This window comes from Dactylosporangium sp. NPDC006015 (genome assembly GCF_040614215.1).
Classification (GTDB): Bacteria; Actinomycetota; Actinomycetes; order Mycobacteriales; family Micromonosporaceae; genus Dactylosporangium; species Dactylosporangium maewongense.
In genome coordinates this window covers 72,577-98,804 of the sequence record NZ_JBEXUD010000016.1, presented here as the reverse complement: position 1 = coordinate 98,804, position 26,228 = coordinate 72,577, and the positions used below count along the sequence as shown (strand labels likewise).

The 26,228-nt window shown below is 74.6% G+C and carries 31 protein-coding genes; 16 read left to right on the top strand and 15 right to left on the bottom strand.

Annotated features, from left to right (window positions below):
* The first annotated feature begins 10 nt into the window (after positions 1–10).
* Positions 11–1,120, top strand: a complete 1,110-nt coding sequence (locus ABZ321_RS27625) for a serine hydrolase domain-containing protein (protein ID WP_354896346.1) — start codon at positions 11–13, stop codon at positions 1,118–1,120.
* Here ABZ321_RS27625 and ABZ321_RS27620 read toward each other — a convergent pair.
* Entirely contained in the window at positions 1,098–1,751 is a 654-nt protein-coding gene (locus ABZ321_RS27620; RefSeq protein WP_354896343.1) for an ABATE domain-containing protein, read from the bottom strand. The two genes, ABZ321_RS27625 and ABZ321_RS27620, sit on opposite strands and share 23 nt — an antisense overlap.
* A gap of 31 nt (positions 1,752–1,782) precedes the next feature.
* Between ABZ321_RS27620 and ABZ321_RS27615 the strand changes: the two genes are divergently transcribed.
* Together ABZ321_RS27615 and ABZ321_RS27610 are read left to right on the top strand one after the other, a co-directional pair.
* The gene (locus ABZ321_RS27615; RefSeq protein ID WP_354896340.1) at positions 1,783–2,172 is read left to right on the top strand and encodes a GNAT family N-acetyltransferase; all 390 of its coding nucleotides are present in this window, start codon (positions 1,783–1,785) and stop codon (positions 2,170–2,172) included.
* A gap of 84 nt (positions 2,173–2,256) precedes the next feature.
* Positions 2,257–3,054, top strand: coding sequence for a DUF6745 domain-containing protein (locus tag ABZ321_RS27610; RefSeq protein ID WP_344499402.1), 798 nt, complete (start codon positions 2,257–2,259; stop codon positions 3,052–3,054).
* 6 nt (positions 3,055–3,060) lie between these two features.
* Here ABZ321_RS27610 and ABZ321_RS27605 read toward each other — a convergent pair whose 3' ends face one another.
* Entirely contained in the window at positions 3,061–3,261 is a 201-nt protein-coding gene (locus ABZ321_RS27605) for a helix-hairpin-helix domain-containing protein (RefSeq protein WP_344499404.1), read from the bottom strand.
* Positions 3,262–3,300: 39 nt separating this feature from the next.
* Complete coding sequence (locus ABZ321_RS27600) at positions 3,301–4,053, bottom strand: SDR family NAD(P)-dependent oxidoreductase (RefSeq protein WP_354896336.1); 753 nt, start codon at positions 4,051–4,053, stop codon at positions 3,301–3,303.
* A gap of 23 nt (positions 4,054–4,076) precedes the next feature.
* Here ABZ321_RS27600 and ABZ321_RS27595 point away from each other — a divergent pair, with 23 nt between their 5' ends.
* Positions 4,077–4,673 (top strand): DUF402 domain-containing protein, encoded by a 597-nt coding sequence (locus ABZ321_RS27595; protein WP_354896333.1) that lies wholly within the window; start codon positions 4,077–4,079, stop codon positions 4,671–4,673.
* Between the two features lie 10 nt (positions 4,674–4,683).
* Here the strand turns inward: ABZ321_RS27595 and ABZ321_RS27590 are convergent, their stop codons facing one another.
* On the bottom strand, positions 4,684–4,857 hold the full coding sequence (locus ABZ321_RS27590) for a hypothetical protein (RefSeq protein WP_344499410.1): 174 nt from the start codon (positions 4,855–4,857) through the stop codon (positions 4,684–4,686).
* A gap of 10 nt (positions 4,858–4,867) precedes the next feature.
* Here ABZ321_RS27590 and ABZ321_RS27585 point away from each other — a divergent pair, with 10 nt between their 5' ends.
* Entirely contained in the window at positions 4,868–6,001 is a 1,134-nt protein-coding gene (locus ABZ321_RS27585) for a hypothetical protein (protein WP_354896330.1), read from the top strand.
* 35 nt (positions 6,002–6,036) lie between these two features.
* On the top strand, positions 6,037–6,189 hold the full coding sequence (locus ABZ321_RS27580) for a hypothetical protein (protein WP_354896327.1): 153 nt from the start codon (positions 6,037–6,039) through the stop codon (positions 6,187–6,189).
* Between the two features lie 434 nt (positions 6,190–6,623).
* Here ABZ321_RS27580 and ABZ321_RS27575 read toward each other — a convergent pair whose 3' ends face one another.
* The 3 genes from ABZ321_RS27575 to ABZ321_RS27565 form a co-directional block, all read right to left on the bottom strand.
* The gene (locus tag ABZ321_RS27575; protein ID WP_344499418.1) at positions 6,624–7,211 is read right to left on the bottom strand and encodes a sigma-70 family RNA polymerase sigma factor; all 588 of its coding nucleotides are present in this window, start codon (positions 7,209–7,211) and stop codon (positions 6,624–6,626) included.
* Positions 7,212–7,266: 55 nt separating this feature from the next.
* Complete coding sequence (locus ABZ321_RS27570; protein WP_354896324.1) at positions 7,267–7,611, bottom strand: hypothetical protein; 345 nt, start codon at positions 7,609–7,611, stop codon at positions 7,267–7,269.
* 92 nt (positions 7,612–7,703) lie between these two features.
* Positions 7,704–9,212 carry a S8 family serine peptidase gene (locus ABZ321_RS27565; RefSeq protein WP_354896321.1) on the bottom strand — a complete coding sequence of 503 codons (1,509 nt, stop codon included), beginning with the start codon at positions 9,210–9,212 and terminating at the stop codon, positions 7,704–7,706.
* A gap of 187 nt (positions 9,213–9,399) precedes the next feature.
* Between ABZ321_RS27565 and ABZ321_RS27560 the strand changes: the two genes are divergently transcribed.
* Together ABZ321_RS27560 and ABZ321_RS27555 are read left to right on the top strand one after the other, a co-directional pair.
* Positions 9,400–10,698 carry a M20/M25/M40 family metallo-hydrolase gene (locus ABZ321_RS27560; protein WP_344500704.1) on the top strand — a complete coding sequence of 433 codons (1,299 nt, stop codon included), beginning with the start codon at positions 9,400–9,402 and terminating at the stop codon, positions 10,696–10,698.
* Positions 10,699–10,721: 23 nt separating this feature from the next.
* Positions 10,722–11,030 carry an MTH1187 family thiamine-binding protein gene (locus ABZ321_RS27555; RefSeq protein WP_344499424.1) on the top strand — a complete coding sequence of 103 codons (309 nt, stop codon included), beginning with the start codon at positions 10,722–10,724 and terminating at the stop codon, positions 11,028–11,030.
* Positions 11,031–11,044: 14 nt separating this feature from the next.
* Here ABZ321_RS27555 and ABZ321_RS27550 read toward each other — a convergent pair whose 3' ends face one another.
* Positions 11,045–11,704: an HAD family hydrolase gene (locus tag ABZ321_RS27550; protein ID WP_354896318.1), complete on the bottom strand. Its 660-nt coding sequence runs from the start codon at positions 11,702–11,704 to the stop codon at positions 11,045–11,047.
* A gap of 96 nt (positions 11,705–11,800) precedes the next feature.
* Here ABZ321_RS27550 and ABZ321_RS27545 point away from each other — a divergent pair, with 96 nt between their 5' ends.
* The gene (locus ABZ321_RS27545) at positions 11,801–12,529 is read left to right on the top strand and encodes a methyltransferase domain-containing protein (protein WP_354896315.1); all 729 of its coding nucleotides are present in this window, start codon (positions 11,801–11,803) and stop codon (positions 12,527–12,529) included.
* Here ABZ321_RS27545 and ABZ321_RS27540 read toward each other — a convergent pair.
* On the bottom strand, positions 12,526–13,119 hold the full coding sequence (locus tag ABZ321_RS27540; RefSeq protein WP_354896313.1) for a TetR/AcrR family transcriptional regulator: 594 nt from the start codon (positions 13,117–13,119) through the stop codon (positions 12,526–12,528). The two genes, ABZ321_RS27545 and ABZ321_RS27540, sit on opposite strands and share 4 nt — an antisense overlap.
* 44 nt (positions 13,120–13,163) lie before the next feature.
* Here ABZ321_RS27540 and ABZ321_RS27535 point away from each other — a divergent pair, with 44 nt between their 5' ends.
* The gene (locus ABZ321_RS27535; RefSeq protein ID WP_354896311.1) at positions 13,164–13,811 is read left to right on the top strand and encodes a lysophospholipid acyltransferase family protein; all 648 of its coding nucleotides are present in this window, start codon (positions 13,164–13,166) and stop codon (positions 13,809–13,811) included.
* On the opposite strand, the gene ABZ321_RS27530 is transcribed toward ABZ321_RS27535, so the two are convergent.
* Positions 13,798–13,926 carry a hypothetical protein gene (locus ABZ321_RS27530; RefSeq protein WP_344499434.1) on the bottom strand — a complete coding sequence of 43 codons (129 nt, stop codon included), beginning with the start codon at positions 13,924–13,926 and terminating at the stop codon, positions 13,798–13,800. The genes ABZ321_RS27535 and ABZ321_RS27530 overlap by 14 nt on opposite strands.
* 84 nt (positions 13,927–14,010) lie before the next feature.
* Between ABZ321_RS27530 and ABZ321_RS27525 the strand changes: the two genes are divergently transcribed.
* Positions 14,011–14,493 carry an SRPBCC family protein gene (locus ABZ321_RS27525; protein WP_354896308.1) on the top strand — a complete coding sequence of 161 codons (483 nt, stop codon included), beginning with the start codon at positions 14,011–14,013 and terminating at the stop codon, positions 14,491–14,493.
* A 6-nt stretch (positions 14,494–14,499) separates the two neighbouring features.
* On the opposite strand, the gene ABZ321_RS27520 is transcribed toward ABZ321_RS27525, so the two are convergent.
* From ABZ321_RS27520 to ABZ321_RS27505, 4 genes are all read right to left on the bottom strand, one after another.
* Positions 14,500–16,086, bottom strand: coding sequence for a methyl-accepting chemotaxis protein (locus tag ABZ321_RS27520; RefSeq protein WP_344499437.1), 1,587 nt, complete (start codon positions 16,084–16,086; stop codon positions 14,500–14,502).
* 141 nt (positions 16,087–16,227) lie between these two features.
* Positions 16,228–16,524 carry a DUF1330 domain-containing protein gene (locus ABZ321_RS27515; RefSeq protein ID WP_354896305.1) on the bottom strand — a complete coding sequence of 99 codons (297 nt, stop codon included), beginning with the start codon at positions 16,522–16,524 and terminating at the stop codon, positions 16,228–16,230.
* Between the two features lie 35 nt (positions 16,525–16,559).
* Positions 16,560–17,258, bottom strand: coding sequence for a hypothetical protein (locus ABZ321_RS27510; protein ID WP_354896302.1), 699 nt, complete (start codon positions 17,256–17,258; stop codon positions 16,560–16,562).
* Positions 17,255–17,947 carry an SMI1/KNR4 family protein gene (locus ABZ321_RS27505; protein WP_344499443.1) on the bottom strand — a complete coding sequence of 231 codons (693 nt, stop codon included), beginning with the start codon at positions 17,945–17,947 and terminating at the stop codon, positions 17,255–17,257. The genes ABZ321_RS27510 and ABZ321_RS27505 overlap by 4 nt, the downstream gene beginning before the upstream one ends.
* Before the next feature lie 108 nt (positions 17,948–18,055).
* Between ABZ321_RS27505 and ABZ321_RS27500 the strand changes: the two genes are divergently transcribed.
* The 5 genes from ABZ321_RS27500 to ABZ321_RS27480 all read left to right on the top strand — a co-directional run bounded on the left by ABZ321_RS27500 (position 18,056) and on the right by ABZ321_RS27480 (position 25,296).
* Complete coding sequence (locus ABZ321_RS27500) at positions 18,056–19,636, top strand: methyl-accepting chemotaxis protein (RefSeq protein WP_354896300.1); 1,581 nt, start codon at positions 18,056–18,058, stop codon at positions 19,634–19,636.
* A gap of 77 nt (positions 19,637–19,713) precedes the next feature.
* Positions 19,714–21,018 carry a S8 family serine peptidase gene (locus ABZ321_RS27495; protein WP_354896298.1) on the top strand — a complete coding sequence of 435 codons (1,305 nt, stop codon included), beginning with the start codon at positions 19,714–19,716 and terminating at the stop codon, positions 21,016–21,018.
* Positions 21,015–21,617, top strand: a complete 603-nt coding sequence (locus tag ABZ321_RS27490) for a sigma-70 family RNA polymerase sigma factor (protein WP_344499449.1) — start codon at positions 21,015–21,017, stop codon at positions 21,615–21,617. The genes ABZ321_RS27495 and ABZ321_RS27490 overlap by 4 nt, the downstream gene beginning before the upstream one ends.
* Positions 21,605–22,048 (top strand): hypothetical protein, encoded by a 444-nt coding sequence (locus tag ABZ321_RS27485; RefSeq protein ID WP_344499450.1) that lies wholly within the window; start codon positions 21,605–21,607, stop codon positions 22,046–22,048. The genes ABZ321_RS27490 and ABZ321_RS27485 overlap by 13 nt, the downstream gene beginning before the upstream one ends.
* A 101-nt stretch (positions 22,049–22,149) precedes the next feature.
* Positions 22,150–25,296, top strand: coding sequence for a CHAT domain-containing protein (locus ABZ321_RS27480; RefSeq protein ID WP_354896293.1), 3,147 nt, complete (start codon positions 22,150–22,152; stop codon positions 25,294–25,296).
* A gap of 103 nt (positions 25,297–25,399) precedes the next feature.
* On the opposite strand, the gene ABZ321_RS27475 is transcribed toward ABZ321_RS27480, so the two are convergent.
* Positions 25,400–26,080, bottom strand: a complete 681-nt coding sequence (locus ABZ321_RS27475) for a response regulator transcription factor (RefSeq protein WP_354896290.1) — start codon at positions 26,078–26,080, stop codon at positions 25,400–25,402.
* Positions 26,081–26,228: the final 148 nt, after the last annotated feature.

Here is a 26,228-nt window from a genome sequence, read left to right as displayed (position 1 = left end):
AGGTGAGGTCATGGACGAGCTGCACGGGAGCATGGCGGGACTGGTCGACCGTGGCGCGGTGCCCGGCCTGGTGGCCGCGGTCGCCGGCGCCGACGGGCCGGTCCGGGTCGAGGTGCTCGGCTCGACGTCGACCGGGCCCGACGCGGTGCCGATGCGCCGCGACACGCCGGTCCGGCTGACGTCGGTGACGAAGCCGATCGTCGCCGCGGCCGCGATGACGCTGGTCGAGGACGGTCTGCTCGCCCTCGACGAGCCCGTCGACCGGCTGCTGCCGGAGCTCGCCGGCCCGCGGGTGCTGCGCCGCCCCGACGGCGACGTCGACGACACGGTGCCGGCCCGGCGGGCGATCACCGTCGAGGACGTGCTCACCTACCGCATGGGGCACGGGCTGCTGCTCGACCCGGCCGCCGACCCGCCGATCAACCCGCCGGTGCCGGCCGTCCGGGCCGCCGACGCGCTGGACCTGGCGATCGTCCGGCCCGACCCGAGGACCCCGCTCGACGTCGACGAGTGGATGCGCCGGTTCGCCTCGCTGCCGCTGCTGTTCCAGCCGGGGGAGCGCTGGGCGTACAACTCCAGCGGCCACATCCTGGGAGTGCTGGTCGCGCGGGCGGCCGGGATGCCACTCGGCGACGCGCTGCGGGAGCGGCTGTTCGAACCGCTCGGCATGACCTCCACCGGCTTCTCGCTGCCGCCGGAGCGGGCCGCCGAGCTGCCGGCGGTGTACTTCCAGGGCGTCCGGCAGACGGACGTGGCGACCGCGGAGGCCTGGACCCGCGAGCCGGCGTTCCCCGACGGCGCCGCCGGGCTGGCATCCACTGTGGACGACGTGGTGGCGTTCGGCCGGCACCTGCTGCGCGGCGGCCCGGCGCTGCGGGCGATGACGGTGAACCGCCTGACGCCGGCCCAGATCGAGGGCGGCGGGATGCTGCTCGGCGGGCACGGCTGGGGCTTCGGCATGGCCGTCCACGCCGACGGCACGTACGGCTGGGACGGCGGCTACGGCACCTCGTGGAGCAACAGCCCGGCGACCGGCACCGTCCGGGTCCTGCTGACCCAGGTGTCCGACGTGCTCTTCGACGGCACCGTGCAGGAGTTCACCCGCCGCGCCGTGGTGTAGCTGGTGTAGCTCGTGTAGCTGGGGTGGCTCGTGCAGCTAGGGCAGCGAGACCCGTCGCGTGCGGCGGCGTGCCGTTGACCGGTGCCGGGTTCGACGGGCCGCGGGCCAGGCGCTTGCGGGCGCGGTTGCCGCACGGGTCGGCCGAGCACCAGCGGCGGGTGCCCGTGTGGGACGCGTCCAGGAACAGCGCCGCGCACGACGGGTCGGCGCACGCCCGCACCCGCGCGGCGGCGGGCGACGTGACCAGGTCCAGGGCGTCGCGGGCGACCAGGGCCAGGGTCGCGGTGACCGGGTCGGCGGCCTGCCAGCGCGGCGCGCCACCGGCGTCGAGAAACGGCACCGGCACCGACCGGGCCGCGGCGTCGTTGACCGCGTCGCGCACCTGCGCGGGCGCCCCGGACGCGCCGGCCACGACCAGCGCGTGGACGGCCTCGCGGAGGCGCCACGCGCCGGCGACGATCGCCGCGGGCACGCTGCTGCCGGCCGGCGGCGCGACCGGGCCGAACTGCCGGACCCACGCCGCGAGCGCCGGACCGTCGGGGAGGCCCTCGAACGGCGTGCCGCTGCCACGGTCGCGCAGCGTGTGGACGAAGTCCAGACACAGCCGTCCTGTGCCCTGGCGGAACGACATTGACGCAGCATATATGGGTAGAGTGCGGCCCGTGACGTACACATGGCGCGGCGCGTTCACCGACGCTGAGGTCGAGGCACTGCACGCGGAAGGTTTCGGGCATTCGCCGACCGGCAGCGCGTGGTGGGCCCGGGTCAACCGGCACAGCCTCGGCTGGGTCTGCGCCCGCGCCGAAGGCCGGCTGGTCGGGTTCGTCAACGTCGCCTGGGACGGCGCGTCCCACGCGTTCGTGCTCGACACCGTCGTCTCGTCCGCCGGCCGGCGTCGCGGCCTCGGCACGGGCCTCGTCGCCGCGGCCGTCGAGGGTGCGCGCGCCGGCGGCTGCGAGTGGCTCCACGTCGACTTCGAGGACCACCTGAGCGGCTTCTACCTGGAGTCGTGCGGCTTCACCCCGACCGGCGCCGGACTCATCAAACTCTGAACGGGGTTGCGGGCGCTGCCCGTGCACCTGCAGAATGGTCGACATGATCCGCACTCACCGGAAGGGCGCGTCCGCCCTCGCGCGTTGACCGCCACGGCGCGGCGTTCCGCCGCTGCCCCCACCCTCCGCCAGTCCGCCGCCCGTGAAACCCGGGTCCTCGAGCTGTGGCATCGCGCGGAGCCGATCCGCGACGAGTGGCTCGAAGCGGGCAGGTCCACCGGCCCGGCAGACCGGGCGACCACCGAACACCTCATCGCCGGCCTCTACCGCCGGCAGCACCGGCGCGTGCCGGTGTTCCGCTGGGTCGCCTCGCCACGGCAGGCGCTGCCCCTGCTCACCGGCCTGCCGACGCACGAGGTCCTGCAGTCCTGGGTCCGCGACCGGCGTCCACAAGGGACACCACCGGTGGCCGGCGACATCGCCGCCGGCCTGGCCCGCCTGCGCGGCGCGCTCGACGACGCCGTCGAGCACACCGACCTGCTCGCCGCCGCGGTGAAGAAGCCGTGGCCGGTCCTCCCGCCGCGACAGGCCCTGCAGGCCGGGGTCCCGCTGCTGGAGGTCCTGCAACGGTCGCTGCACGAGCCCCTCGCCGCCGGCCTCACCTGGCCGGTCCGGTCCGCCCTGAGTCCACACAGGACGGTGCCGGTCTGCTGGTACGGCCAGCAGGACGCGACCTGGATCGGCTTCTACGACACGATCCGCAAGCTGGGCCTCGCCAGGTTCCGCCCACACGACGACGCGCAGCTCGACGAGTGGGCCGCCCTGGCCCGCGCCGCCGGCTGGTGGTGGCCCGGCGACGACGTCTGCGTCCTCGTCGAGCGCCCGTCACAGGTGGCCCCACGCCGCGTCGGCTACCGCGACGGCACCACCATCACCTGGTGACGCCGCTCAGCCGAGGCTGAGCCCGTGCTCCTGCAGGGCCTCCTGCAGGAGCCGCAGGGCCTTCGGTCCGACGCCGTGCAACCCGGCCAGCCGCACACGGGGGACACCGGCCACGTCACGCAGCGACGTGTAGCCGGCGTCGTGCAGCGCCCGGGTTGCCGGCGCGCCGATCTTCGGCAGCGAGTCGAGGTCCGGTTTCGCGGTCATTCAGGGTCACTCTCCAGGGTCACCCAGGGTCATTCAGGGTCATTCAGGGAGCTCGACGCCCGACAGGGACGCGCAGGCGGCGAGGAGGGCGTCCTGGACGGAGCGGTCGTACGCGGCGGGGTTGGCCTTCAGGTCGGTGCGGCGCTTGAAGTAGCGGGCGGTGACCGTCGCCGCCGGGTCGTCGGAGGTCGCCAGCCAGACCTGGGTCTCGGCGCCCTCCGGCAGGCCGTCGGTGGCGCTGGGGCCGCCGAGCTTCGTGCGGATCCAGCCCGGGTCGACGGCGTTGCTGCGCACCCGCGGCCACAGCCGCGCGACGGCGAACGCGAGCGCCACGTCGTGCAGCTTCGAGTCGCTGTAGGCCTGCATGCCGTGCCAGGGTTTGCGCTCGTACTGCAGGTCGTCGAGGTCGGCGATCCCGACCGACTCCAGGCCCGAGGTGAGGTAGACCAGCCGCGTCGGTTTGGGCATGAGCGCGGTCAGCACGTACGGCGCGAGCACGTTCACCTGGAACGTCCGCTCCAGCCCGTCGCCGGTGGTGCGCCGCTCGTCCTGCCCGCCGATGCCCGCGTTGTGCACGACCACGTCGAACTGCCCGGCGTCCCGCCCGAGCGCCTTCGTCTCCGCCAGCGACGCGAGGTCCCCCACGACCACCGGCACACCCGGCAGCCCGGCCGCCGCGGCCCGCTCCGCGCTGCGCGCGTGCAGCACCACGTCATGCCCGAGCCGCAGCAGCTGCTCCGCGGTCTCCAGCCCGATCCCGTCCGTCGACCCTGTCACCAGTACCCGTGCCATACCAGGCATTCTAGGATCGGCCGGTGGCTGACTTCGTCCGGCGGTACTTCCGCGGACCTCACCTGGTGTGGGCGAAGGCGACCAGGCTCGTCGCCGACGACGACCGTGGCCTGCTGCTGTGGCTGCCCGAGGGCGCCGAGTTCGCATGCCGGGTCGACGCGGACGGACGGCCGCTGCGGGCCGCGCCGACCGTGGAGGCCTACGGCGCGGCGCCGCTCGCGACCCGGACGTGGCGCGGCTACGACGTCCTGTTGCTGCACCCGCCCGGCGCCGCGCACTCGGTGTGGTGGTTCTTCGCCGGCGGTGAGTTCGCCGGCTGGTACGTCAACCTGGAGTCCCCGGCGGTCCGCCGCGGCGGCGGGATCGACGTCGTCGACCACCACCTCGACATCGACGTCGCCCCGGACCGGCGCTGGCGGTGGAAGGACGAGGACGAGTTCACCGACTGCATCGGCCGGCCCGGCTTCTGGAGCGCCGAGCAGGCCGCGGCGATCCGCGCCGAGGGCGAGCGGGTCGCCGCGGCGGTCGAGGCGGGGCGCTTTCCGTTCGACGGCACCTGGTGTGACTTCACCCCGGGTAGCTGGCCGCTGCCGAAGCTACCCGCGGAAGGTGCGGCGTAGGTCGGCAGGTTCATGGCGCTTCCAGCGCGATGATGCGGGCGAGGGCGGGCTGGGTGAGCTGCTCCGTCGCCGTCAGCGCGGTCAGCCGCATCGGCCCGCGCCGCGACAGTGCGCTGAACCTGAGCCGCTGCGCCACCGGCGGCCGGATGAAAAGGCTGTTGAAGTGCTCGATGAGCGCCTTCATCATGCGCGGTGTGGATGCACACACACTCACGGGCCAGCTCCGCCGCGGCCGTGGCCTCGGCCTGCGCCGCGCGCTGTCCGACGGTGGCGCGGAGGCGGTCGAGGCGGTCTACGGGTGCTGTGTCGACGACCCGCGCGATGACCGTTCGACCGAGGAGCGCAGCTGGTACCTGCTGCGCCTGGCCCGCGCGCTGCGGCTGGACAGCGCCCCGATCGCCGCGCACCTCCTGGCGCCGGTCGCGGAGACCGACGAAGACGATTGCCGCATCGGGCTGGCCGCCGACGTCCTGGCCGGCCTCGCCCGCGACGGCGACCCCCGCGCGCTGCAGGCGCTTCGTGCGTATGTCGTCGAGGGCCGGTACTGGTCGAGGGCGCTCGACGCCATGTGGGAGGAGGGCGGCGACGCGATGTGCGAGGGTCTCGCGCCGGCCGTGCTCGCCCGCGCCGACGACGACGAGCTGCGGTTCCACGTCGAGATCGACGACGGGCCGTGGTCGGCGTGGGCCGCGGGCGAACCCCGGATCCGGGCACTGCTCGACGCCGAGAGTCCACGTTCGGGCGGCGGCGGCGCCTGGTGGCCACTGCGGGAACTGCCGGACGCGCGGCTGATGGCGCTGGTCGAGGCGGACGGCCCGGCCGCCCGCACGCAGGCGATGCGGGAGCTCGGCCGGCGCGGCGATCCTGTGCTGCTCGATCTGGCCGAGAACCCCGCGATGCGCAACGTGGCCGGCGGAGTGCCGGGGCTGTGGGCGGTGCTGGACCGGCTCGGTGCCGGGGCGCTCGACCGGGCGCGCGGCTGGGCGGCGAGCGACGATCCGGACCTCGCCGGGCAGGGCGTGAGGGTCCTCGCCGAGCACGGCACCGCGCAGGACGTCCCCGCGCTCCTCGCGGACCTGACCGCGATGGCCGAGCAGCGGGAGTGGTGCGGTGCCGAGACGCCCGCGCGCGGGCTCGGGCGGCTCGGGGCCGCGGAGGCCGTGCCGACGCTGCGGTTCCTGTGGGAGGAGACCACCCACTCGTACGCGCGCGGCGACTACCTGGCCGGGCTCCTCGGCGCCGCCGGCGCGGCGGAGTTCCTCGTCGAGGCCGCCGACGACTGCGAGGAGCGCGTCCGCGAGTACACCAGCGGAACAGCGCAGTCGTAGACGTAATGCCTATCGTGCCGGTAGGATTCGGCGGGATGGGTCGGTGGGGTGGTCGCGCAGGAAAGCTGGCGCCGGGGCTGCTGTTCGTGGCGGCGATGGTGGCGCTGTTCCAGCGGTGGGAGGTGGTGTTCTGGGTGTGTGCGGGAGCGACCGTGCTCAGCCAGTACACCACCATCCACCGGGACTGAGCCGGTCCGCTACGGCGCTGACGAACGGATGACCGGCGACGCGACCACGTCACCCTGGGACGGTGCGACGCGGTCGCCGGAGGGCGCGCCGGGGCTCGGCGAAAGCGAGTGCGAAAGCGATCGCGCAGGCGACGGCGATGGCGACGACGACGGGGACGACGGGGACGACGGCGACGGCGGGTTGGACGAACCGGACGGCGATGGCGGCACCACGGTCGGGTGCTGCGGTGCTGGGCCGGTCGGCCGGAGCGTGATGACCGCGACGGCCACCAGCAACAGCGTCGCGGCGGCCCAGGCGGCTCGTCGCAGGAGCATGGGCGCCGGGCTGCGCGACGGAAGCGCGGTCGGGGGGAGCGCCGGTCGCAGGCGGTCCGGGGTGACCCGGGTTGCCTGGGCGGCGAGTGCGGAGCGCAGGCGCTGTTCGAGGTCGGCGTTCATCGTCGGGCCTCCGACAGGGCGTCGCGCAGGATCGTCAAGGCACGGTTGGCGGTCGACTTCACGGTGCCGCGGGACACGTGCAGGGCCTCGGCGATCTCCCGCTCGGACAGCTCCGACCAGTACCGCAGGACCACCACCTGGCGCTGCCGGACGGTCAGTCGGGCCAGGGCCGCGAGCAGCTCCTGGTCCTCCCCCGGCAGCAGGGCCTCGTCCTCGGCGGCCGGCGCGGGTGACGCCGGCGGTGGCACGTAGGCGCGGGCGCTGCGGCGCCGGCGCAGGACCGACCGTGACGCGTTCATCACGCCCGCGGTGAGGTACGCGTGCGGGTCGGCGATCGCGCGCAGGTCCGCCCCGTGCCGCTGGTACAGCGCGGCGAACACGTCCTGGACGACGTCCTCGGCGGTGGGCAGGTCGTCGACCATGAGGACGGCCAGCCGCACCAGGCTGAGCCGCCGCGCGTGGTACAGCTCGTTGATCGCCGGCGGGCCCTCCCGGGGCGGGGTGCCCCGGGAGGTGGCCGCGCCGGACAGCACCGAGCGCAGCACGCGCAGCAGCGGCCAGGGCAGGCGGAACGTCAGCGTCATGGTGCTCGCAGGTCAGGGGACGGGCACGCGACGATACCGCGGAGGCGGGCCGGGGTCACCGGAGCGGCACCGGCGACGGCACGACCGACGACGACCGCGGCACGGGCGACGGCACGGGTGACGGCAGGGCCGGTGACGGCACGACCGACGATGACCGCGGCACCGGCGACGGCAGGGCCGAAGCCGACGCCGGCGACGGCACGACCGACGGCACCGGCAGGGCCGGCGACGGCACGACCGACGGCGCCACCGACGGCTCCACCGACGACGGCACCGGCGACGGCACCACGGCCGGTGGCGGCGGGGCGTCGTCGGCGAACGCGACGGCGGACACGGCGCCGATCGTGGCGACGGCGGCCGCGCACACGACGTAAACAGCGGAACGGACCTTCAGGGGCATCGCGGCACTCCAGTGGACGAGGTACAGCTTTCGCAGCGATAGACGCACGACGCCACTGGAGGTTGGCTCCGCAATGGTGACCTGGATCACACCTAGGACCAGCTGGTCGCCGACCAGTCGTCGCTGGACCAGGTGCGGCCCGACCAGGTGCCCGCGGACCAGGTGCGGCCCGACCACGTGCGGCCGGTCCACGCGGGATCGGTCCACGTCGCGCCGGTCGCCCACGGGGTCACGGCCCAGGTCGCCGGGGCCCACGTCTTCGACGCCCACGACGTGCCGGTCCAGCCGTCACCGGCGATCTTGAAGCCCATCCACGTGCCGCCGGACCAGGAGGACTGGGTGGCGGCCTTCGCGGCCCACTGCGGTGCGGCCAGGGCGCCCCAGACGGAGCGTTCGCCGGACAGCGGGGTGTTGTCGAGGACGACGTGGCTGGTGCCGCGGGACAGCTCGAACGTGCCGTTGCCGCTGGACGTGTTCCACGTCGGCTTCGCGACGGCGGTGCCGGTGCGGGCGAGCGCGCCGTTGACGTTGAGCTCCAGCAGGCCCATGGTGCCGGCCTTGCCGGTCGGCAGGAAGGTGCCGCCCTTGATCAGCCACTCCTTCACCTGGTCGGGGGTGGCGGACGGCTTGTACTGCAGCACGAGGGCCGCCGCCGCGGAGACGACCGCGGTCGCCTGCGAGGTGCCGCTGCCCTTGAACAGGGTGGTGCCGACGCGCGCGGACGGGTAGGTGTTGTCGATGTTGGAGCCGGGGTCGCGCAGCGACGCGATCGAGGTGCCCGGCGCCAGCAGGTCGACCTGGTTGCCGCCGGTGGACAGGTTCGTGAACGTGGCGAGCGTGTCGTCCTTGGTCGCGTCGGTACCGTTCGTCGTGGTCGCCCCGACGGCGAGGACCCACTCGTCCATGGCGGGGTTGGTGAGCTTGGTGGTGCCGTTGCCGTTGTTGCCGGCGGCGGCGACGACCACGATGCCCGCCTGCCACGCCTTCTCCACCGCGAACTGCAGCGGGTCGGTCCAGTTCGGCGGGTTGCCGCCGGAGCCGTAGGACAGGTTGATGACGCGGATCGGGTTGGCGGGGTCGTCGTTGCGGTGCTTCACGACCCAGTCGACGGCGGCGATCATCTGGGTCACGTCGACCGCGCCCCGGGCCGTGCCGATCTTGATCGAGGTGAGCTTCGCCTGCGGCGCGAGGCCCTTCGTCCCCGACGCGGTGTCGTCGCCGACGATGATGCCGGCCATGTGGGTGCCGTGCCCGTAGGTGTCGAGGTAGCGCAGGTTCGCCGCCTGCGACTCGAACGACAGGTCGGGGCCGTTGACGACCTGCGCCGCCGGCAGGCCCGGCACGGGCGCGACGCCGGTGTCGATGAGCGCGACGCCGACGCCCTTGCCGGTCAGCGCCGCGGCCGCGCCGGTGTCGGCGCCGATGATGGTGCGCACCTGGGCGAGGGTGGTCGCCGGGGAGCTGGTGTCGGCCGTCGAGGCCCAGGAGCTGGACCAGCCCCCGGTCGCGGCGGCCGGCGTCGCGGCGGCGCCGGCCGTCAACGCGACCGGCAGGGCCAGCGCGCCGGCCGTCAGGGCCAGCATGGTTCGTCTGCGAGTCACCAAGGTGCGCGCTCCAATCGCTTCGGCGGTCGCGTCCACGATCACCGCCCCGGAGTGGTCCTGTCACCGGCGGGAGTCGCGTTCCGCCCGCTCACCCGACACGGTCTGACCGACCCGCGTCCGACCGGCGGGTCGTGTTCGCGGGAAACCCTCAAGTCGTCCGCCGGGCCGCCGAAGCGCTACCGTCCTGCGGGTGGACGAGGTTGTTGCCCTGGCGAGTGAGCTGATCCGGTTCGACACCACCAACACCGGGTCGCCGGACGGCACCGGCGGTGAGCGGCTCGCCGCCGAGTACGTGGCGGAGCGGCTCGAGGACGTGGGCTACGAGACGACGTACGTCGAGTCGGGCGCGCCGGGCCGCGGCAACGTCTTCGCCCGCCTGCCCGGCAGCGACCCGTCCCGCGGCGCGCTCATGGTGCACAGCCACCTCGACGTCGTGCCGGCGGACGCCTCCGAGTGGTCGGTGCACCCGTTCTCCGGCGAGGTGTCCGGCGGGTACGTGTGGGGCCGCGGCGCCGTCGACATGAAGCACCTGGCGGCGATGAGCCTCGCCGTGGCCCGCCGGTTCCGCCGCGACGGGGTGGTCCCGCCGCGGGACATCGTCTTCGCGTACCTCGCCGACGAGGAGGCCGGCGGGGTGCACGGCGCCGGTTGGCTCGTCACCCACCGCCCCGACCTGTTCGACGGGGTGACGGAGGCGGTCAGCGAGGTCGGCGGCTTCTCCCTCACCGTGGCCGACGGGGTCCGTGCGTACCTCGTCGAAACCGCGGAGAAGGGCGTCGGCTGGCTCAGGCTGTCCACCCGCGGCACCCCCGGGCACGGCTCGCTGCTGCACACCGACAACGCGGTCTCCCGGCTCGCCGCCGCGGTCGCCCGGCTCGACGCGCACGAGTTCCCGCTGGTGCTGACCCCGCCGGTGCGCGACTTCCTCGCCGGGGTGAGCGAGCTGACCGGCGTCCCCTTCTCCGAGGATGACCCGGCGGCCGTGCTCGGCCGGCTCGGGTCCGTCGCCCGCATGATCGGCGCGTCACTGCGGGACACCGCGAACGTCACCATGTTCACCGCCGGTTACAAGGACAACGTGGTCCCGTCGACCGCGTCCGCCATCTTCGACTGCCGGATGCTGCCGGGCCGCGAGGAGGCGTTCCTGAGCGAGGTCGACGCCGTCGTCGGGCCCGGTGTCAGCCGCGAGTGGAAGAGCATGCCGCCCGTGCAGACCACGTTCGACGGCACGCTGGTCGACGCGATGACCGCCGCGCTGGTCGCCGAGGACCCTGACGCGCGCCTGCTGCCGTACATGCTGTCGGCCGGCACCGACGCGAAGTCCTTCCAGCGCCTCGGCATCCGCAACCTCGGCTTCGCCCCGCTCCGCCTGCCGCCGGACCTCGACTTCACCGCGCTCTTCCACGGCATCGACGAGCGTGTCCCGGTCGACGGCCTCCTCTTCGGCACCCGCGTCCTGGACCGCTTCCTGCGAATGTGTTGACCGGGGCTGGGTAGGGTGGCCGCATGTCGGTGCTCGTCGCGTTCAGTGTCACCCCGCTCGGCTCGGGTGAGGAGGTCGGTGCCCTCGTCGCGGAGGCCGTCCGGGTCGTGCGGGCATCGGGCCTGCCCAACCGGACCGACGCCATGTTCACCGCCGTCGAGGGCGAGACCTGGGACGAGGTGATGGCCGTCGTCAAGGCCGCGGTCGAGGCGGTCCACGCCAAGTCCCCCCGCACCTCCACCGTCATCAAGGTCGACTGGCGCGAGGGCGTGACCGGCGCCCTCGACAAGAAGGTCGCCAGCGTCGAGCACCACCTCGCCGGCCTCGAGTAGGGCGCCCGGCCCCGCTACACGGGGCAGTCCGCGAGGTCGCGGAGGGTCCTGATGACCGGGCCGGGCCAGGTGGGGTCGGTGTCCTTGTGCTCGACGGTGCGCACCACGCGCATGCCGACCGCGGCGGCGCCGGCCAGCTCACCGTCCGCGCCGTCGCCGACGTACACGCAGTCGGCCGGATCGGCGCCGAGCGCGGCGGCGGCGGCCAGGTAGATGCGCGGGTCGGGCTTGCCGACGCCGAGGACGCTGGAGAAGACGGCGACGTCGAAGCGGGGCGCGAGCACGCACGCCGGCCAGGCCTCGGCGGCCTCCGAGGTGGCGTTGCTCACCAGCGCCAGGCGCGCTCCTCCGGCCCGCAGCGCGTCCAGGGCCTCGAGGGTCGCCGGGCCGGCGGCGTCCAGGACCCGCCGCGCGAGGGCCCGGCGGTGCGCGGCGGCACGGGCGACGGCGTCCTCGGCGGGGGTGACGCCGAGCCGGCCCGCCAGGATGTGGATCGTCTCCTCGACGCTCCAGCGGGTGAGCCGCTCGTCCCAGGTGTCGCGGTACGCCTGCCGCAGCGCCGACGGGTCGACCCCCACCATCTCGGCCATCTCGCCGACGACCCGGTCGCGCTCGCCGTCGGCGCCGTCGACCAGCGTGTGGAAGAGGTCGAACACCAGGAACCGGGGCAGCATGCCAGGCACGCTAACAGCAACCGCGGCATCGCCGCAGTGCTGTGAATCGATGCACGTTCCCTTGAATCCCGGGCCGGTGGGCGGTTGGCTCGGCGGATGGGGCGGATCGCGTACGACGACAGGGAAGCGGCGGCGTTCGAGGCGAACCGGCACCTGAGCGAGGCGAGCCTGGACGCGTGGCGGGAGGCGGTCGGGCGGCACGTCTCGCCACGGCCGGGGCAGCGGCTGCTGGACCTCGGATCCGGCACGGGCAGCTGGGCGCGGGCGTTCACGCAGTGGTTCCCCGGCGTCGAGGTCCTGGCGGTGGACCCGTCGGCGGCGATGCGGGCCCGGTCGCTGCACCGGCCGGTGGTCGAAGGGCACGCCGCCCAGCTGCCGGTCGGGGACAGGACCGTCGACGCGGTCTGGGTGTCGACGGTGATCCATCACGTGCCCGACCTGGCGGCCGCGGCGCGGGAGCTGCGGCGGGTCCTGCGCCCGGGCGCGCCGCTGCTGATCCGGTCCGTCTTCGCCGGCCGGCACGACGGGCTCGCGCTGGTGCGGTGCTTCCCGGAGGCCGCCGAGGTGCTGGACACGTACCCGAGCGTGGCGGACGTCGAGGCGGCGTTCCGGGACGGCTTCCGCACCGTCGCCCTCGAACGGGTCCCGCAGACCACGGCGCCGTCGTGGCGGGAGGCGGCACAGGCCCTGCGCCGCGACGCGCACACCCCGCTGAAGCTGATCAGCGACGAGGCCTACGCGGCGGGCCTGGCCCGCCTGCGGCGGTTCGCGGAGACCGAGCCCGGCCCGGTCGTCGACGCGCTCGACCTGCTCGTGCTGGCCTAGTCCCGGAGGTCCAGCAGCCGCGCCACCGCACGCGCCGCGCGGGCCGGGGCGGACGGGTCGCGGCGCAGGCGGTGCGCGGCGTGCAGCGCCAGCATGATGCCGGTCAGCTCGAAGACCACCTGCTCGGGATCCCGAGCCACCTCGCCGTCCGCCTGGCGCGCCTGGTGCAGCAGCTCGCGGTGCCAGCGGTCGGCGGCGCCGGCGATCGCGTCGCGGACCGGGCCCGGCCGGTCGTCGAACTCCGGGCCGGCCGCCATGAAGAAGCAGCCGCCCGGCGGCCGGTCGCCGGTCAGGTAGCGCAGCCAGGACCCCGCGACGGCGCGCAGCCGTGGCAGCCCGGCCGGGGTCGCGGCCACGGGCTCCCACACGTCGCGCCAGAACTCGTCGGCGGCCAGCTCGACGACGGCGAGCTGCAGGGACTCCTTGTCGCCGAAGTGGCCGAGGACGCCGGACTTGCTCATGCCGAGGTCGGTGGCGAGCCGGCCGATCGTGAGCCCTTCGAGGCCCTCGACGGAGGCGACGTCGACGCCGTGCCGGATGATGCCGGCCCGCGTCAGGCGGGCCTCGGCGAGAGTTCGACGGGGACTCATCACACCACTATAGCGTCCGACCGTTCGGACGCTATTCTCTGCCGATGCGACTCCTCCGGCTGCTGTTCTCGCTCATGTACCGCCCACGCGTCGAAGGGCTCCACCTCGTGCCGGAGCGCGGCGCGGTCATCGTCGCGGCCAACCACCTGTCGTTCTACGACAGCGTCGTCATCCCGCTGGTCGTCCCGCGCCGCGTCGTGTTCCTCGCGAAGGCCGAGTACTTCGAGCGCGGCCGGCTGCGCCGCTGGTGGTTCCGCGCCACCGGGGCGGTCCCGGTCCGCCGTGGCGACGGCCGGGCCGCGCAGGGCGCGCTCGACGCGGCCGTGGAGGTCCTCGCGGGCGGCGGCGCCTTCGGCATCTACCCGGAGGGCAGCAGGTCGCGGGACGGCCGCCTGTACCGTGGCCGCACCGGCGTCGCGTGGCTGGCCCTCACCTCGGGTGCGCCCGTCGTCCCGGTCGCGCTGGCGGGCACCGGTGCGCTGCCCCGCCGGACGCGGATCACCGTGCGCTTCGGCGAGCCGCTGCACTGCACCGGGCTGCCCGGCGACCCCCGGGCCCGCCGCGCCGTCACCGACGAGATCATGGCCGCGATCGGTGCCCTGTCCGGTCAGGACCGCGCCGACCGGTACAACACCCACCCCGGCGGCACCGGAACGCCCTCGGCAGCGAAGGGGAGCGTCAGCAGCCCTTGAGGATCAGGCGGAGCGAGCGGCGCGCGTGCACGAACCACACCGCGACCAGCTCCCGCGCCACCTCGGCCCGGGACTGCGGGGGGTCCTGCACGCTCCAGCTGCTGATGACCACCATGCGTCCGAGTGTGGGCGGCGCGGATTGCCGGACGGTAGCCACCGCGAACGCCGGCGGGTGCATCCGGCGACGGACAATGGGGACATGGCACGCTTCAGCGTCACCCTCGACGTCGCCGCGCCCGCCGGGCGGGTGTGGGCGGCGCTCGTCGACTGGCCCAGGCACGGCGACTGGGCGCCGCTGACGTCGGTGCGGGTCGTGACGCCGCGCCCCGACGGGATCGGCGCCACGTTCGTCGCGCGCTCCGGCATCGGCCGGGTCGGGTTCGACGACCCGATGACCGTGGCCGTGTGGCGCCCGCCGGCCGGTGACGAGCCCGGCGACGAGCCCGGCCGGTGCGACGTCGACAAGTCCGGCCGGGTGATCCACGGCACGGCGGCCTTCGACGTGATCCCGCTGCCCGGCGGCCGCAGCCTGGTCGTCTGGCACGAGGACGTGACGGTGATGCCGCACGCGCTCACCAGGCGGTTCCCGTTCATCGTGACGGCGGCCGGCAGGGTCGGGTTCCGCCGGGCGCTGCGCGCCATGGCCCGGGAGGTCGAGCGCGCGCCAGTCCCGGGCCGGTGACCGGCGTCAATAGCGGAACGTGTGGACCAGGTCCGTCAGCTCGCCGGACATGCGGGCCAGGTCGACGGTCGCCTGCTCCGACTCGGTCACGCCGGTGCTGGTCAGCCGGGCCGCCTCGGCGACACCCGTGATGTTCTGGGCGATCTCGCCGGTGCCGGCGGCCGCCTCCGTCACGCTGCGGCTCATTTCCGACGTGGTCGCGGTCTGCTCCTCCACGGCCGACGCGATCGTGGTCTGGAAGTCGCTGATCCGCGCGATGACCGCCGACACCTGCTCGATCGCGGCGACCGCCCCGCTGGTGTCGTCCTGGATCGCCTGCACGCGCCGGGAGATGTCCTCCGTGGCCCGGGCCGTCTCCTGCGCCAGGTCCTTGACCTCCGAGGCGACGACCGCGAAGCCCTTGCCGGCCTCGCCCGCGCGGGCCGCCTCGATCGTCGCGTTCAGGGCCAGGAGGTTCGTCTGCTCGGCGATCGACGTGATGACCTTGATGACGTTGCCGATCTCCGCGGACGAGTCGCCGAGCCGGCTCATCGTCGCGGACGTCTGCTCGGTGATCTGCACGGCCTCGTTGGCGACGCGGGCGGCCTCGCTGGCGTTCTGCGCGATCTCGCGGATCGACGCGCCCATCTCCTCGCTGCCCGCCGACACGGTGTCGACGCTGCGCGACACCTCCTCCGCGGCCGCGGCGACCGTCTGCGCCTGCGCCGAGGTCTGCGCCGCCGACGAGGCGATCCTCGTCGCCACGCCCGACATCCGCTCCGACGCCCCGGCGAGCCGGCCCGCGGACCCGTCGATCGTCGACACCGTCTGCCGTAGCCGCGCCGTCGCCGTGTCCAGCGCCCGGCCCATCTGCCCCGGCTCGTCCCGCGACGTCAGCCCCGTCGTGCGGGTCAGGTCCCCTTCGGCGAGCCCCTCACAGACCGCCTTCACCCGCTGCAGCGACCGTACGATGCCGCGCGCCACGAACAACCCGAGCGCGAGCGCGCCGACCATCCCGATGCTGAGCAGCACGATCGCCATCGTCCGGTTCGACTCGTAGGAGTCGCGGGCCGCCTTCGCGGAGGCCGCCGCCGCGCCCGCCTCCGCGCTCTCCAGCGTGTCCAGGTCCTTGTTGATGATCGCGAACACCGGCGCCACCTGGGTGTTCCGCACGTCCAGCCACGCCGCCATGTCGCCCTTCACGCCGTTCGGCAGCTGGACCGTCTGGCCGATCTGGACGAACTTGTCCCAGCTCGTCTTCAGCTCGTCGATGGTCGCCGTGTCGCCCGCCGGCCCGCTGGCCCGGTACGCCGTCAGCGCCGCGGCGAACTTGTCGACGTCGTTGGTGAAGTCCTGCTCGTACTGTTTCTGGTTGGTCGGGTCCCCGTGCGAGATCGCATGGTTGGCCAGGTCGACCCGGGTCTGCGCCGCCGCCAGCCGGATCATGCCGACCGCGCTCGTACGCGCCACGTTCTCCCGGTAGATCTGCTGCGCGGCGTCGCTCGCGCCGCCGAGGGCCGACACCGCCAGCACCCCGTTGACCAGAGCCACCAGCACCGCGACCAGTACAGCCGCGACAATCCTGACGTTCACACTCAGATTACGCAGAGCCACGCTTCCACGTTAGGACGAGACACCCGCCGCGAATGAGACTTCCTCAGATTCGCGCGTACTGCCCTGCGTGCGGCGTGACCAGGTTCCCTGGCGGGTGCGGTCGGACCCGGGCCCGTGGGTCCTGGCTGACCGGACCCGCGCTCAGGCGCCCGGCACGCCGTTGACCAGGAGCACCACGCCCTCGGTGGCGGCGACCCGGTCCTTGGAGATCTCCTGGTACTCCGGCGAGCCCGCCCACCGCTCGAACGCGGCCCGGTCCTCGAACGCCATCAGGATCAGCTTGTCGTGCGGCCACGCGCCCTCGACGACGGTCGCCCGCTCGTCGGCGGCGAGGAGCCGGCCGCCGTACTGCTTGAGGACGGGCATGAACCGGGCGACGTACCGCTCGTACCGCGGCCGGTCGTGGACGGAGATCTGGGCGATGGCGAAGACTGTCACGTGATCATCTCACCGGCCCGGGTCCGCGTCCGCGCTCACTCTGTCGGCAACGTGACCGCCAGCAGCGCCCCGCCGTCGGGGGTCAGCGCGTAGTCGAGCCGCTCGACGCACTCGTCGTACACCGCCAGTCCCACGGCCCTTTCGTGGGGGATGTCGGGGGCCTCGCCGCCGAGCCGGTGCCATCGCAGCGCCGGGTCCTCCGCCGGTACCGCGTGGGCCGGGCCGACCGCGCACAGCGCCGCCAGCAGGACGATCGGCGACAGGTCGGCGACCGCCAGGGTCGCGTCGTCGTCCATGGCGGCGGCCACCTCGGCCGGGTCGGGCAGCAGCAGGTCCAGGTCGACGACCGGGCGCCAGCCTTCCGCGGCGACCTCCAGCGCGAACGCGCGCGCCGCCGCGACGACCCGTTCGGGCGCTCCGAGCTCCTCGAACGCCTCGACCCGTGCCACCGCCCGCGCGAGCGTCGCGGGCCCGACGGTCCGCCGCTCCAGCAGCGCGTCGAGGAGGCCCGGCAGCCGCTCGCGGACGTACCGCTCGAGCATCCCGGTCCGGGACGGGCCCGGCTCGACCGACCCGCCGGTGACGACCCACCGCTGCGCCAGCGCCTCCCGCACGGCGGCGTCGAGCGCCACGACCTCGGCCGCGCCGACGGGGAACACGTGCGCGCCCGGCGGGAACACCCCGTGCACCTGGCCCGACGCGTCGACGCAGAAGGTATCGCCGCTCCCTGTCACGCGTACGGCTCCCGCGCCGCGACGTCCCGCAGCCATGCGGGCCGGTGCCCCTTGATCCGGTCCTTGACGCCCCAGTCGCACGTCGGCCCGGTCCGCGCGTCGATGTCGAGGGTCGTCGGCTCGCCCGCGGCGTCGCGCTCCAGCTCGGCGGCGTAGTCGAGCAGCAGCTGCCGCCACGACGGGGCGAGGACGTCCCACATGGCGCACTCGACGTCGACCCGCACCACCTGCCCGACCGTGCCCCCGGGCGCGGGGTCCAGGTCGAGGTACCACAGCACGTCCCCGTTCAGGTCGCCGATGAGGACGGTGCGCTCCCCGCCGACGACCGGCCGCACCGCCCCGCGCAGGTGCAGCGAGCCCTCGTCGATGTGGTGCGCCCAGGCGCCGGGCTCGTCGAGCTCCGGGTCGGGATCCGCGCAGTCCCACCACTCGCGGGTCCGCCCGACGAGGTCGTCCGTGCCGTACAGCTGGTACAGCGGCATCGGGCTGGGCATCCCCCAGGTCGTTCCATTGTGGACGAGCAGGCTCGCCTTGAAGTCCTCCGGCAGCGCTTTCTGTAACGCCGCCTCGACGGCCTCGACCGCGGCGCCGTCCGCCGGTCCGGGCAGCAGCTCCAGCGCCGCCGGCAACACCCGCCCCAGCGCCGCCTCGATCCGCCCCCAGGCCGCCACGATCTCGTCGTCCACCATCGCCCCCGATCCGCGGCCGTCGCGCGACCGGGCGAATCTTACTCAGCAACCGGCCCGCAACGCCGATGTATCGGGTGGATCGGGTGGTGCGCCCGTGGCGTCGGTGTGATGGGGGACCAGATGGGCATGTTCGCCGACCTCGGCATCGTGCAGAAGATCGGGGTGCTGTGCGCCGCCGGCGTCGTCATCTCGGCGACCACCGGCGGCGTCGGGATCGTCGCGCAGGTGACGCTCGCCGAGCAGGCCGAGATCGTCCGGGACCTGCAGGAGGCCAGCGGGCTCATGCACCACCTGGACACGCGCGAGGCGGAGCTCAAGGTCGACGCGTACCGGGCGCTCGCGGAGAAGGACGTCGCACCGATCATCGAGGACCTGCCCGGCGACCAGGCCTCGGTCACCGACACCCTCGCCGAGCTGGACGCGTTGTCGTTGCCGGCCGATGTACGGGCGGCCGTCGAGGACATCAAGGCCGACGCCATCAAGTTCAACGACTTCATCGGCACGTTCGTCCGGGACGCCCAGAAGGACCAGGCCTCGGTGCAGGCGCGGGAACCGGAGATCGCCGAGCGCAACCACGCGGTCGACGACAAGCTCGGCGCGCTGCAGGACAGCATCGACGCGCACGTGAAGGAGGAACGCGCCACGATGGTCGCGGCGCAGACCACGGCCCGGTGGGCGACGGTCGGCGTGATCCTGATCGGGGTGGTGTTCCTGCTGCTGCTGTCGGTGCCGGTCATCCGGGCCATCGGCGGGCCGGTCCGCCGGGTCAGGGCGGTGCTCGAGGCGCTCGCCAAGGGCGACCTCACCCACCGGGCCCAGATCAAGGGCCGGGACGAGATCGGGCAGATGGCCGCGCACCTGGACGCCGCGCTGGACAGCATCAGCCGGTCGATCCGGGAGGTCAGCACCAGCTCCGACACGCTCGCCGCGGCGTCGCAGAGCCTGTCGCAGGTCAGCGACGGCATCTCGGGCGCGGCCGAGACGTCCAGCCGGGAGATGCACGGCGCGTCGGACGCCTCGGGCGAGGTGTCGCGGCACGTCAACGCGATCGCCGCCGGCGCGGAGGAGATGGGCGCCTCGATCCAGGAGATCGCCCGCAACGCCGCGAACGCCGCCGGGGTCGCCAGCGGCGCGGTCCGCGAGGCCGCCGCCGCGAACGACAAGGTCGACCAGCTCGCCGCCTCGTCCGACGAGATCGGCTCGGTGCTGAAGCTGATCACGTCGATCGCCGAGCAGACGAACCTGCTCGCGCTCAACGCGACCATCGAGGCCGCCCGGGCCGGCGAGTCGGGCAAGGGCTTCGCCGTCGTCGCCAACGAGGTCAAGGAGCTCGCGCAGGAGACCGCGAAGGCGACCGGGGACATCCACCAGCGCGTCACCGCGATCCAGGCCGACACCGCCGCCGCGGCCGACGCGATCCGCAGGATGGGCGACGTCGTCGAGGAGATCAACCAGTACCAGGCGACGATCGCCTCCGCCGTCGAGGAGCAGTCGGCGACGACCGCGGAGATGAGCCGCTCGGTCGCGGAGGCGGCCACCGGCGCGGACAGGATCGCCGGCAGCATCTCCGGCGTCGCCACCGCCGCGGCCACCACCACCCGCGGTGTCGCCGAGGCGCAGAGCGCCGCCGCCGGCCTGGCCCAGATGTCCCAGGACCTGCGCCAGCTGGTCGGCCAGTTCCGGCTGTAGCCCGGATGAGGGTCGCATGTATCTGAGCGGCCCCCCGCGGTCTCTTGTCGTCGGAAGGACGAGTCACGGAGGTCGCGATGCCGTTCAACCTTGAAGGCGCCGGGCACTGGTACCGGCTGGCGGGGCTGCCCGAGCCGCACCACAGCGACCCGCCGCTGCTCGTCGCGTCCGGCGCGGACGTCGCCGAGACGGTCGCCTGGTGCAACGCGCGCCTCGCCGACCTCGGCTCCGGGTGGCGGGTGGAGCCGGAGGACGGACCGGCCACGCGCCCCGTCGTGACGGCGCTGGTGGTCCGGCGGCCCGAGCTGTCGCTGCCGGACGAGCCCGTGCTGTCCGTCAGTGACGTACTGGCGCTGCTGAAGCTCCGGACCGGGCCATCGCCGTGGCCCGGTCCGGTCCTGGCCGTGGGGTCGTTCGGGTTCGACAACCCGGGGCCGAAGCCCGGCGCGGTCCGGCAGACGGGGCCGCTGCCCGAGCTGGCCGCGCTCGTCGGCGGGCCGCTGGGCCGGATCCCGGTCACCGCGTCCCTGCCGCCGCCGGCCCGCCGCCCGCTGTCGGCGCTGCCGGGCGGCCGGCGGCCCGTGGTCGCGCTGCTGGACACCGCGGTGGACCCGCACGCGCCCGGCCGGCCCGCACCGTGGCTCGGCGACCCGGACCCGGGCCCGGACGGTGTCTGGGCCGACGCCGGCCAGTACGGATGGCAGCGCGGCCCGGCCCGGCTCCGGCCGCCGGAGACCGCGTCCTTCCGCAGCATGCCGAAGTGCTTCGGGCACGGCACGTTCTCCGCCGGGCTGATCCGCCAGGTCGCCCCGGACGCGCGGATCCTGTCCGTCCCCGTGGTCGACGACGACGGCACGACCCACATCGACCAGCTCATCAACGCGTTCGGCTGGCTGCACGAGCAGCGGACCGCCGACCCCACGTTCGTCGACGTGGTGTGCTGCCCCATCACCGTCACCGCCAACCTGCCCGACGACGCCCTCGTGCTCGGCTGGCTGCGGGCGGTGCTCGGCGCGCTCGGCGGGGCGGGCGTGCCGGTCGTGGTGCCCGCGGGCAACGACGGCTCACCGGTGCCGACCTTCCCGGGCGCGTTCACGGCGCTCTCGGTCGCCGGCACGCCGGACGTCCCGGTGGTCACGGTCGGCGCGCTGAACCCGGACGGCAGCGACGCCTACTACAGCAACCACGGCGACTGGGTGCAGGTCCGCCGGCCGGGATCGGCGCTGATCAGCCTGATGCCGGTGTGGGACGGCGACGAGCAGCCGCCGGTCCGCGGCTCGGCGGGCGTCGGCGTCGACCCGGATGCCTTCCGCGGCTGGGCCCGGTGGAGCGGCACGTCCTTCGCCTGCGCGCTGCACGCCGGCGAGCTGGCCGCCTTATGAACACCCACGTGGAGGAGGCGCAGGCCGACCGGTACACGCGACTCGCCGGCTGCCTGGAGCGCGCCCGCGGCGGCGACCGGGAGGCCCTCAGGGAGGTCGTCGTCGAGCTGAACCCGACGCTGTGGCACGTGGCGAGGGCCGCCGGCCTGCCGCCCGACGAGGCCGAGGACGTGGTGCAGGCGACGTGGCTGGCGTTGCTGCGCCATCTGGACGGCATCCGCTCACCGCAGTCGCTGACCGGCTGGCTCGTGTCGACGACCCGGCACGGCGCGTGGCGGGCCCGCCAGCGCCTGCACGGCAGGCCCGCCGGCGACCCCGACGCGCTCGTCGAGCTGGAGGACCCGGCACCCGGGCCGGTCGACCAGGTTCTCACGGACCAGCGGGACCGGGTCCTGCTGCGGCACTTCGCGGAGCTGCCGGAGCGCTGCCGGCGGCTGCTGCGCATCGTCGCCACCGTCCACCGCCCCGACTACACCGAGGTCGGCGAGGCGCTGCTGATGCCGCGCGGCTCGATCGGCCCGACCCGCGGCCGCTGCCTGAACAAGCTGCGCGACCTCCTCCTCGCCGACGCCGCCTGGGACCCGACATGGACGAACTGACCCTCCTGCGCCTGCTCGCCGGCGCCCTCGACCGCACCGACCCGCCACCGGCCGGGCTCGACGACCGTGTCATGTTCGCCCTCGAGGTCGACGCCGTCGACACGGAGATGGCCTGGCTGGAGCGCGAGGTCCTGACCGGCTCCGGCGCCCGGGCCAGCGAGCACAGCCGCACCATCACGTTCGACTCCGCCAGCCTCACCGTGATGATCTCGGTCGTCGAGCGGGCCGACGGCCGGGTCCGCCTCGACGGCTGGCTGGCCCCGCCCGGCCCGCTGCGGGTCGAGCTGCGGGTCGCCGCCCACCCCGACAGCGCCGTCCACGCGGGGGCCGACGGCCGGTTCGTCTTCGACAACGTCCCGCGCGGCCTGGCGCAACTGGTCGTCCAACCGCCGTCCGGCCCGACCGTCGTGACCCCCGCGCTCGCCCTGTGAGCACGGCAGACGCGCCGCGGCCCGCCGCTGCTTCGCTGGCTGCTGTTCCGCCTGTTGTGCCGGCTGTTGTGCCGGCTGTTGTGCCGGCTGCTGTGCCGGCCGTGCGTCCGGCTGCTTTGCCGGCGGCGCGTGGCCGTGGGGGGCCGGCCGTCGTCGTGGAGCGGGCCGCGGCGCTGCACGACCGGGGGCAGCGGGTTACCGCCGACATGCGTCCCGTCCAGGGTTCCAAGCTGCTCCGGGAGGGCCTGCGCCTGCTCGACCGGCTCCCCGCGGCTGACCAGGCCGGCGCCGCGACCGTCCGGGCGCGGCTGCTCGCGACGCTCGGCTACGCGGAGGTCGACCAGGGTCGCGTCGACGCCGGCCTGCGCCTGCTCGACGAGGCGGAGGCGCTGCTGCCACCGGACGGCCGCGGCGCCGTGTACGGCCAGCGCGGCGTCGTCCTCAGCCGCCTCGGCCGCGACGAGGAGGCGCTGCGGCAGTTCGACGCGGCCGTCGCCGCCCTGCGGTCCGGCGGCGAACCGGAGGCGCTCGCCCGCGCCCTGTACAACCGCGGCAACGTCCACATGGGACTGGCCCGGATGCGGGCGGCCCGCAACGACTTCCAGCGCGCCGTCCGAGTCGCCGAGCGGGCCGGCTTCGACCGCATCATCCCGATGGCCAGGCACAGCCTCGGCTACCTCGACCACCTCAACGGCAACATCCCCGCCGCGCTCGCCGTCTACCGGGAGGTGGCTCCGCGGTACCAGCTGAGCAAACCCGGCATGCTGCCGATCCTCGCACTGGACAGGGCGCGGGCGCTCACGGCCGCCGGGCTCTTCCGCGACGCCGAGCAGGAGCTGGTCTGGGCCGTCGCGCAGTTCCGGCGGCGGCGGACCGGCCAGGACTACGCGGAGGCGCAGCTCGCCCGCGCCGAGGCCGCCCTCCTGCGCGGCGACCCGGCCGCCGCCCGCGACCTGGCGACCGTTGCGAGGGCCGCGTTTCTGCGTCGCGACAACCACCGCTGGGCCGCGCTGTCGCTGCTGCTGGTCCTGCGCGCCGAGCAGGCCGCGGGCCGCCCCGCCCTCACCGACCGCGCGACGGCCCTCGCGTCCACATTGGACGACCTGGGCCTGCGGGAGGACGCGACCGTCGCCCGCCTCGTCGCGGCCAGGTCATCAGGGACCCTCCCACCGCGGCCGCCACGATCCAGCCGCCTCGACACGCGGCTGCTGTGGCACCTCACCCGCAGCGAACTGCTCGACGCGACCGCCGCCGCCCGGCACCGGGAAGCCGGACTCCGGGAGCTGCAGCGGCACCGCGCCCGGTTCGGCTGCCTCGACCTGCAGACGGGCGCCTCCGCACACGGCCGCGACCTGGCCGCCGCGGGTCTGGCGGCGGCGGTCCGCGACGGCACGCCACGCGACATCTACCGCTGGTCCGAGCTCGCCCGCGCCCAGGCGATGCTCCTGCCGCCGGTCCGCCCGCCCACCGACCCGGCCGCGGCCGCCGCCCTGGAGGAGCTGCGCCAGGTCCGCGCCGTCCTCCGCCAGGCGGAGCTGGACGGCAGCGTCCGCCCCGCCACCCGGGACCGTCCCGGCCGCACACTGTCCGACCTGCGGCACCGGGAGACGGCCCTGCTGCGCACGATCCGCGAGCAGTCCTGGACCGTCTCCGGCCCCGGCACGGCGACCCGGCCCGCGTCGTTCACCGCCGTCCGTGCCGCCCTGGGCACCACCGCGATGGTCACGTACCTCCGCGACGGCCCGCGCCTGCTAGCACTGACCATTGTGGACGGCCACGCGACCGTCGTCCCGCTCGGCTCCTACGCCGCGGCCGCTGAATCACTGCTGCGCCTGCGCGCCGATCTCGACGCCGCCGCGGGCCGGTCCCTGCCCCCGAGGATGGCCGCCGCCCTGGCGACCGCCACCGCCGGCGACGCCGCCACCCTGGCCGGCATCCTGCTCACCCCCGTCCTCGACCGCATCGCCGACCGCGCCCTCGTGGTCGTGCCGACCGGCGCCCTGGTGACCGTCCCGTGGGGGATGCTGCCCGGCTGCACCGGCCGTCCCGTCACCGTCACTCTGTCCGCGACGACGTGGCTCGCCGCCCGCTCCCGCCTGCCCCTCCCGGCTACTTCGGGCCTTGGCACCGACCGCGCCGCAGCAGCGCGTCATGCGATCGCCGCTCTGCACCACGCCGCGACGATGCCGGCCGGCTCGCCGACTCCCCATGCCACTGCGGCGCTGTCCGACTCGTCCGCTGCCCATGTGGCGGCGGCGCTGTCCGACTCGTCCGCTGCCCACGCGGTGGGGGTGCCGACCGACTCGGCCGCTGCATCTGCCGCGGCGGTGCTGGCTGTCTCGGCCGTCACCTCGGCCGCGATGCCTGGCAACGACCGCATCTCGGCGGAGAGCCATGCGATCGCCGCTCTGGACCGGACCGCGACGGCGCTGACCGGCTCGGCGCTGTCTGCGGGGCCTGGCAACGACCCCGCTTCGGGAGCGCCGCATGCGACCGCCGCCCTGGACCCGGCCGCGGCGGTGCTGACCGGTTCGGCTGCTGCCTCACCCGCGGCGGTGCTGACCGGCTCCGCTGCTGCCTCACCCGCGGCGGTGCTGACCGGCTCGGCTGCTGCCTCACCCGCGGCGGCGCTGACCGGCTCCGCCGCTGCTTCAGCCGCGGCGGCAGCGACCGGTTCGGCCGCTGCCCATGCCACGGCGGCGCTGATCGGCGTGGCCGTCACCTCCGCCACGGTGCTGCTCGCGGGGCCCGGGAACGACCGCGCCGAGGCTGAGATCCACGCGATCGCCGCCCTGGACCGCGCCGCGACCGTCCTCACCGGCGCGGCCGCCACCCCCGCCGCCGCACTGTCCGCCATGGACGGCGCCGGCATCGCCCACATCGCCGCGCACGGCCACCACGAGCCCGACAACCCGCTCTTCTCCGCCCTCGACCTGGCCGGCGGCCCGCTCATGGGTTACGACCTCCAACGTCTGACCAAACCCCCGACGATGGTCGTCCTGTCCGCCTGCGACCTCGGCCAGTCCGAGGTCCGCCCAGGCGACGAGACCCTCGGCATGGCCGCCGCCCTCCTCGCCACCGGCACCGCCACGGTCATCGCCAGCACCAGCCGCGTCGGCGACGACACCGCCATGGCCACGATGACGGCGTTCCACCGCCACATCCACGCCGGCGCCGACGCCGCGACCGCCCTCGCCGCCGCCACCAGGGACCACCCCGGCCCGTTCGTCTGCCTCGGCGCCGCCTGACCCGCACCCCGACCCACCGTTCCCCCCAGCACCGGCGGATCGGATCCCCGCCGCGGGCGACCGGTCGGCGCATCAGGTCCGGCACCTCGGCGGCGGGGTCGCATCATGTGCCGAACGGCATAATCTCGGCATCATGAACGAGCAGCGCCACCTGCACGCGGTTGTTCAGCTCCAGCTTCGACAGCAGCCGCGACACGTGCCCCTTCGCGGTCGGCACGCTCATACCGAGCTCGGCGCCGATCTCCGCGTTGGTCAGCCCCCGCCCGAGCGCGGCCGCGACCTCCCGCTCCCGCTCGGTCAGCCCCGCGAGCCGCGCCCGTGCCCTGTCCCGCCGCGGCCCGGCATGCGGGTCCGCGACATGGTCGATGAGCCGCCGGATGACCGTGGGGGAGAGGATCGCGCCGCCGCCGGCAACGGTCCGCACCGCCTCGATGATCTCCCTCGGCGGCGTGTCCTTCAGCAGAAACCCACTCGCCCCGCCCCGCAGCGCCTCGAGCACATATTCATCCGCGTCGAACGTCGTCAACACCACCACCTGCGGCGCCCCCACCCGCCCCCGAATCCGCTGCGTCGCAACCAGCCCGTCAACGCGCGGCATGCGGATGTCCATGAGCATCACTTCAGGCCAGTGCGCCCCGGCAACGTTGACGGCCTCCGCCCCATCTCCCGCCTCCGCCACCACCTCGATGTCGGGCGACCCACCCATCAGGATGCGCAACCCCGCCCGCACAAGCGGATCATCATCCACGATCGCCAGCCGAATCGGCCGCTCGACCCGCCCCACCCCGTCCGGCTGCCCACCCCTCGGCTGCTCGGTCCCGCTTGGTTGCTCGCTCCCGCTTGGTTGCTCGCTCCCGCTTGGTTGCTCGCTCCCGCTTGGTTGCTCGCTCCCGCTTGGTTGCTCGCTCCCGCTTGGTTGCTCGCTCCCGCGT

Bases quoted from the DNA above. Each gene is read 5' to 3' on its own strand.
- ABZ321_RS27625 (WP_354896346.1), top strand. From the start codon at position 11: ATGGACGAGCTGCACGGGAGCATGGCGGGACTGGTCGACCGTGGCGCG.
- ABZ321_RS27620 (WP_354896343.1), bottom strand. From the start codon at position 1,751: ATGTCGTTCCGCCAGGGCACAGGACGGCTGTGTCTGGACTTCGTCCAC.
- ABZ321_RS27605 (WP_344499404.1), bottom strand. From the start codon at position 3,261: ATGACCGCGAAACCGGACCTCGACTCGCTGCCGAAGATCGGCGCGCCG.
- ABZ321_RS27600 (WP_354896336.1), bottom strand. From the start codon at position 4,053: ATGGCACGGGTACTGGTGACAGGGTCGACGGACGGGATCGGGCTGGAG.
- ABZ321_RS27590 (WP_344499410.1), bottom strand. From the start codon at position 4,857: ATGAAGGCGCTCATCGAGCACTTCAACAGCCTTTTCATCCGGCCGCCG.
- ABZ321_RS27580 (WP_354896327.1), top strand. From the start codon at position 6,037: ATGGGTCGGTGGGGTGGTCGCGCAGGAAAGCTGGCGCCGGGGCTGCTG.
- ABZ321_RS27575 (WP_344499418.1), bottom strand. From the start codon at position 7,211: ATGACGCTGACGTTCCGCCTGCCCTGGCCGCTGCTGCGCGTGCTGCGC.
- ABZ321_RS27570 (WP_354896324.1), bottom strand. From the start codon at position 7,611: ATGCCCCTGAAGGTCCGTTCCGCTGTTTACGTCGTGTGCGCGGCCGCC.
- ABZ321_RS27555 (WP_344499424.1), top strand. From the start codon at position 10,722: ATGTCGGTGCTCGTCGCGTTCAGTGTCACCCCGCTCGGCTCGGGTGAG.
- ABZ321_RS27550 (WP_354896318.1), bottom strand. From the start codon at position 11,704: ATGCTGCCCCGGTTCCTGGTGTTCGACCTCTTCCACACGCTGGTCGAC.
- ABZ321_RS27545 (WP_354896315.1), top strand. From the start codon at position 11,801: ATGGGGCGGATCGCGTACGACGACAGGGAAGCGGCGGCGTTCGAGGCG.
- ABZ321_RS27540 (WP_354896313.1), bottom strand. From the start codon at position 13,119: ATGAGTCCCCGTCGAACTCTCGCCGAGGCCCGCCTGACGCGGGCCGGC.
- ABZ321_RS27535 (WP_354896311.1), top strand. From the start codon at position 13,164: ATGCGACTCCTCCGGCTGCTGTTCTCGCTCATGTACCGCCCACGCGTC.
- ABZ321_RS27530 (WP_344499434.1), bottom strand. From the start codon at position 13,926: ATGGTGGTCATCAGCAGCTGGAGCGTGCAGGACCCCCCGCAGTCCCGG.
- ABZ321_RS27525 (WP_354896308.1), top strand. From the start codon at position 14,011: ATGGCACGCTTCAGCGTCACCCTCGACGTCGCCGCGCCCGCCGGGCGG.
- ABZ321_RS27505 (WP_344499443.1), bottom strand. From the start codon at position 17,947: ATGGTGGACGACGAGATCGTGGCGGCCTGGGGGCGGATCGAGGCGGCG.
- ABZ321_RS27500 (WP_354896300.1), top strand. From the start codon at position 18,056: ATGGGGGACCAGATGGGCATGTTCGCCGACCTCGGCATCGTGCAGAAG.
- ABZ321_RS27495 (WP_354896298.1), top strand. From the start codon at position 19,714: ATGCCGTTCAACCTTGAAGGCGCCGGGCACTGGTACCGGCTGGCGGGG.
- ABZ321_RS27490 (WP_344499449.1), top strand. From the start codon at position 21,015: ATGAACACCCACGTGGAGGAGGCGCAGGCCGACCGGTACACGCGACTC.
- ABZ321_RS27485 (WP_344499450.1), top strand. From the start codon at position 21,605: ATGGACGAACTGACCCTCCTGCGCCTGCTCGCCGGCGCCCTCGACCGC.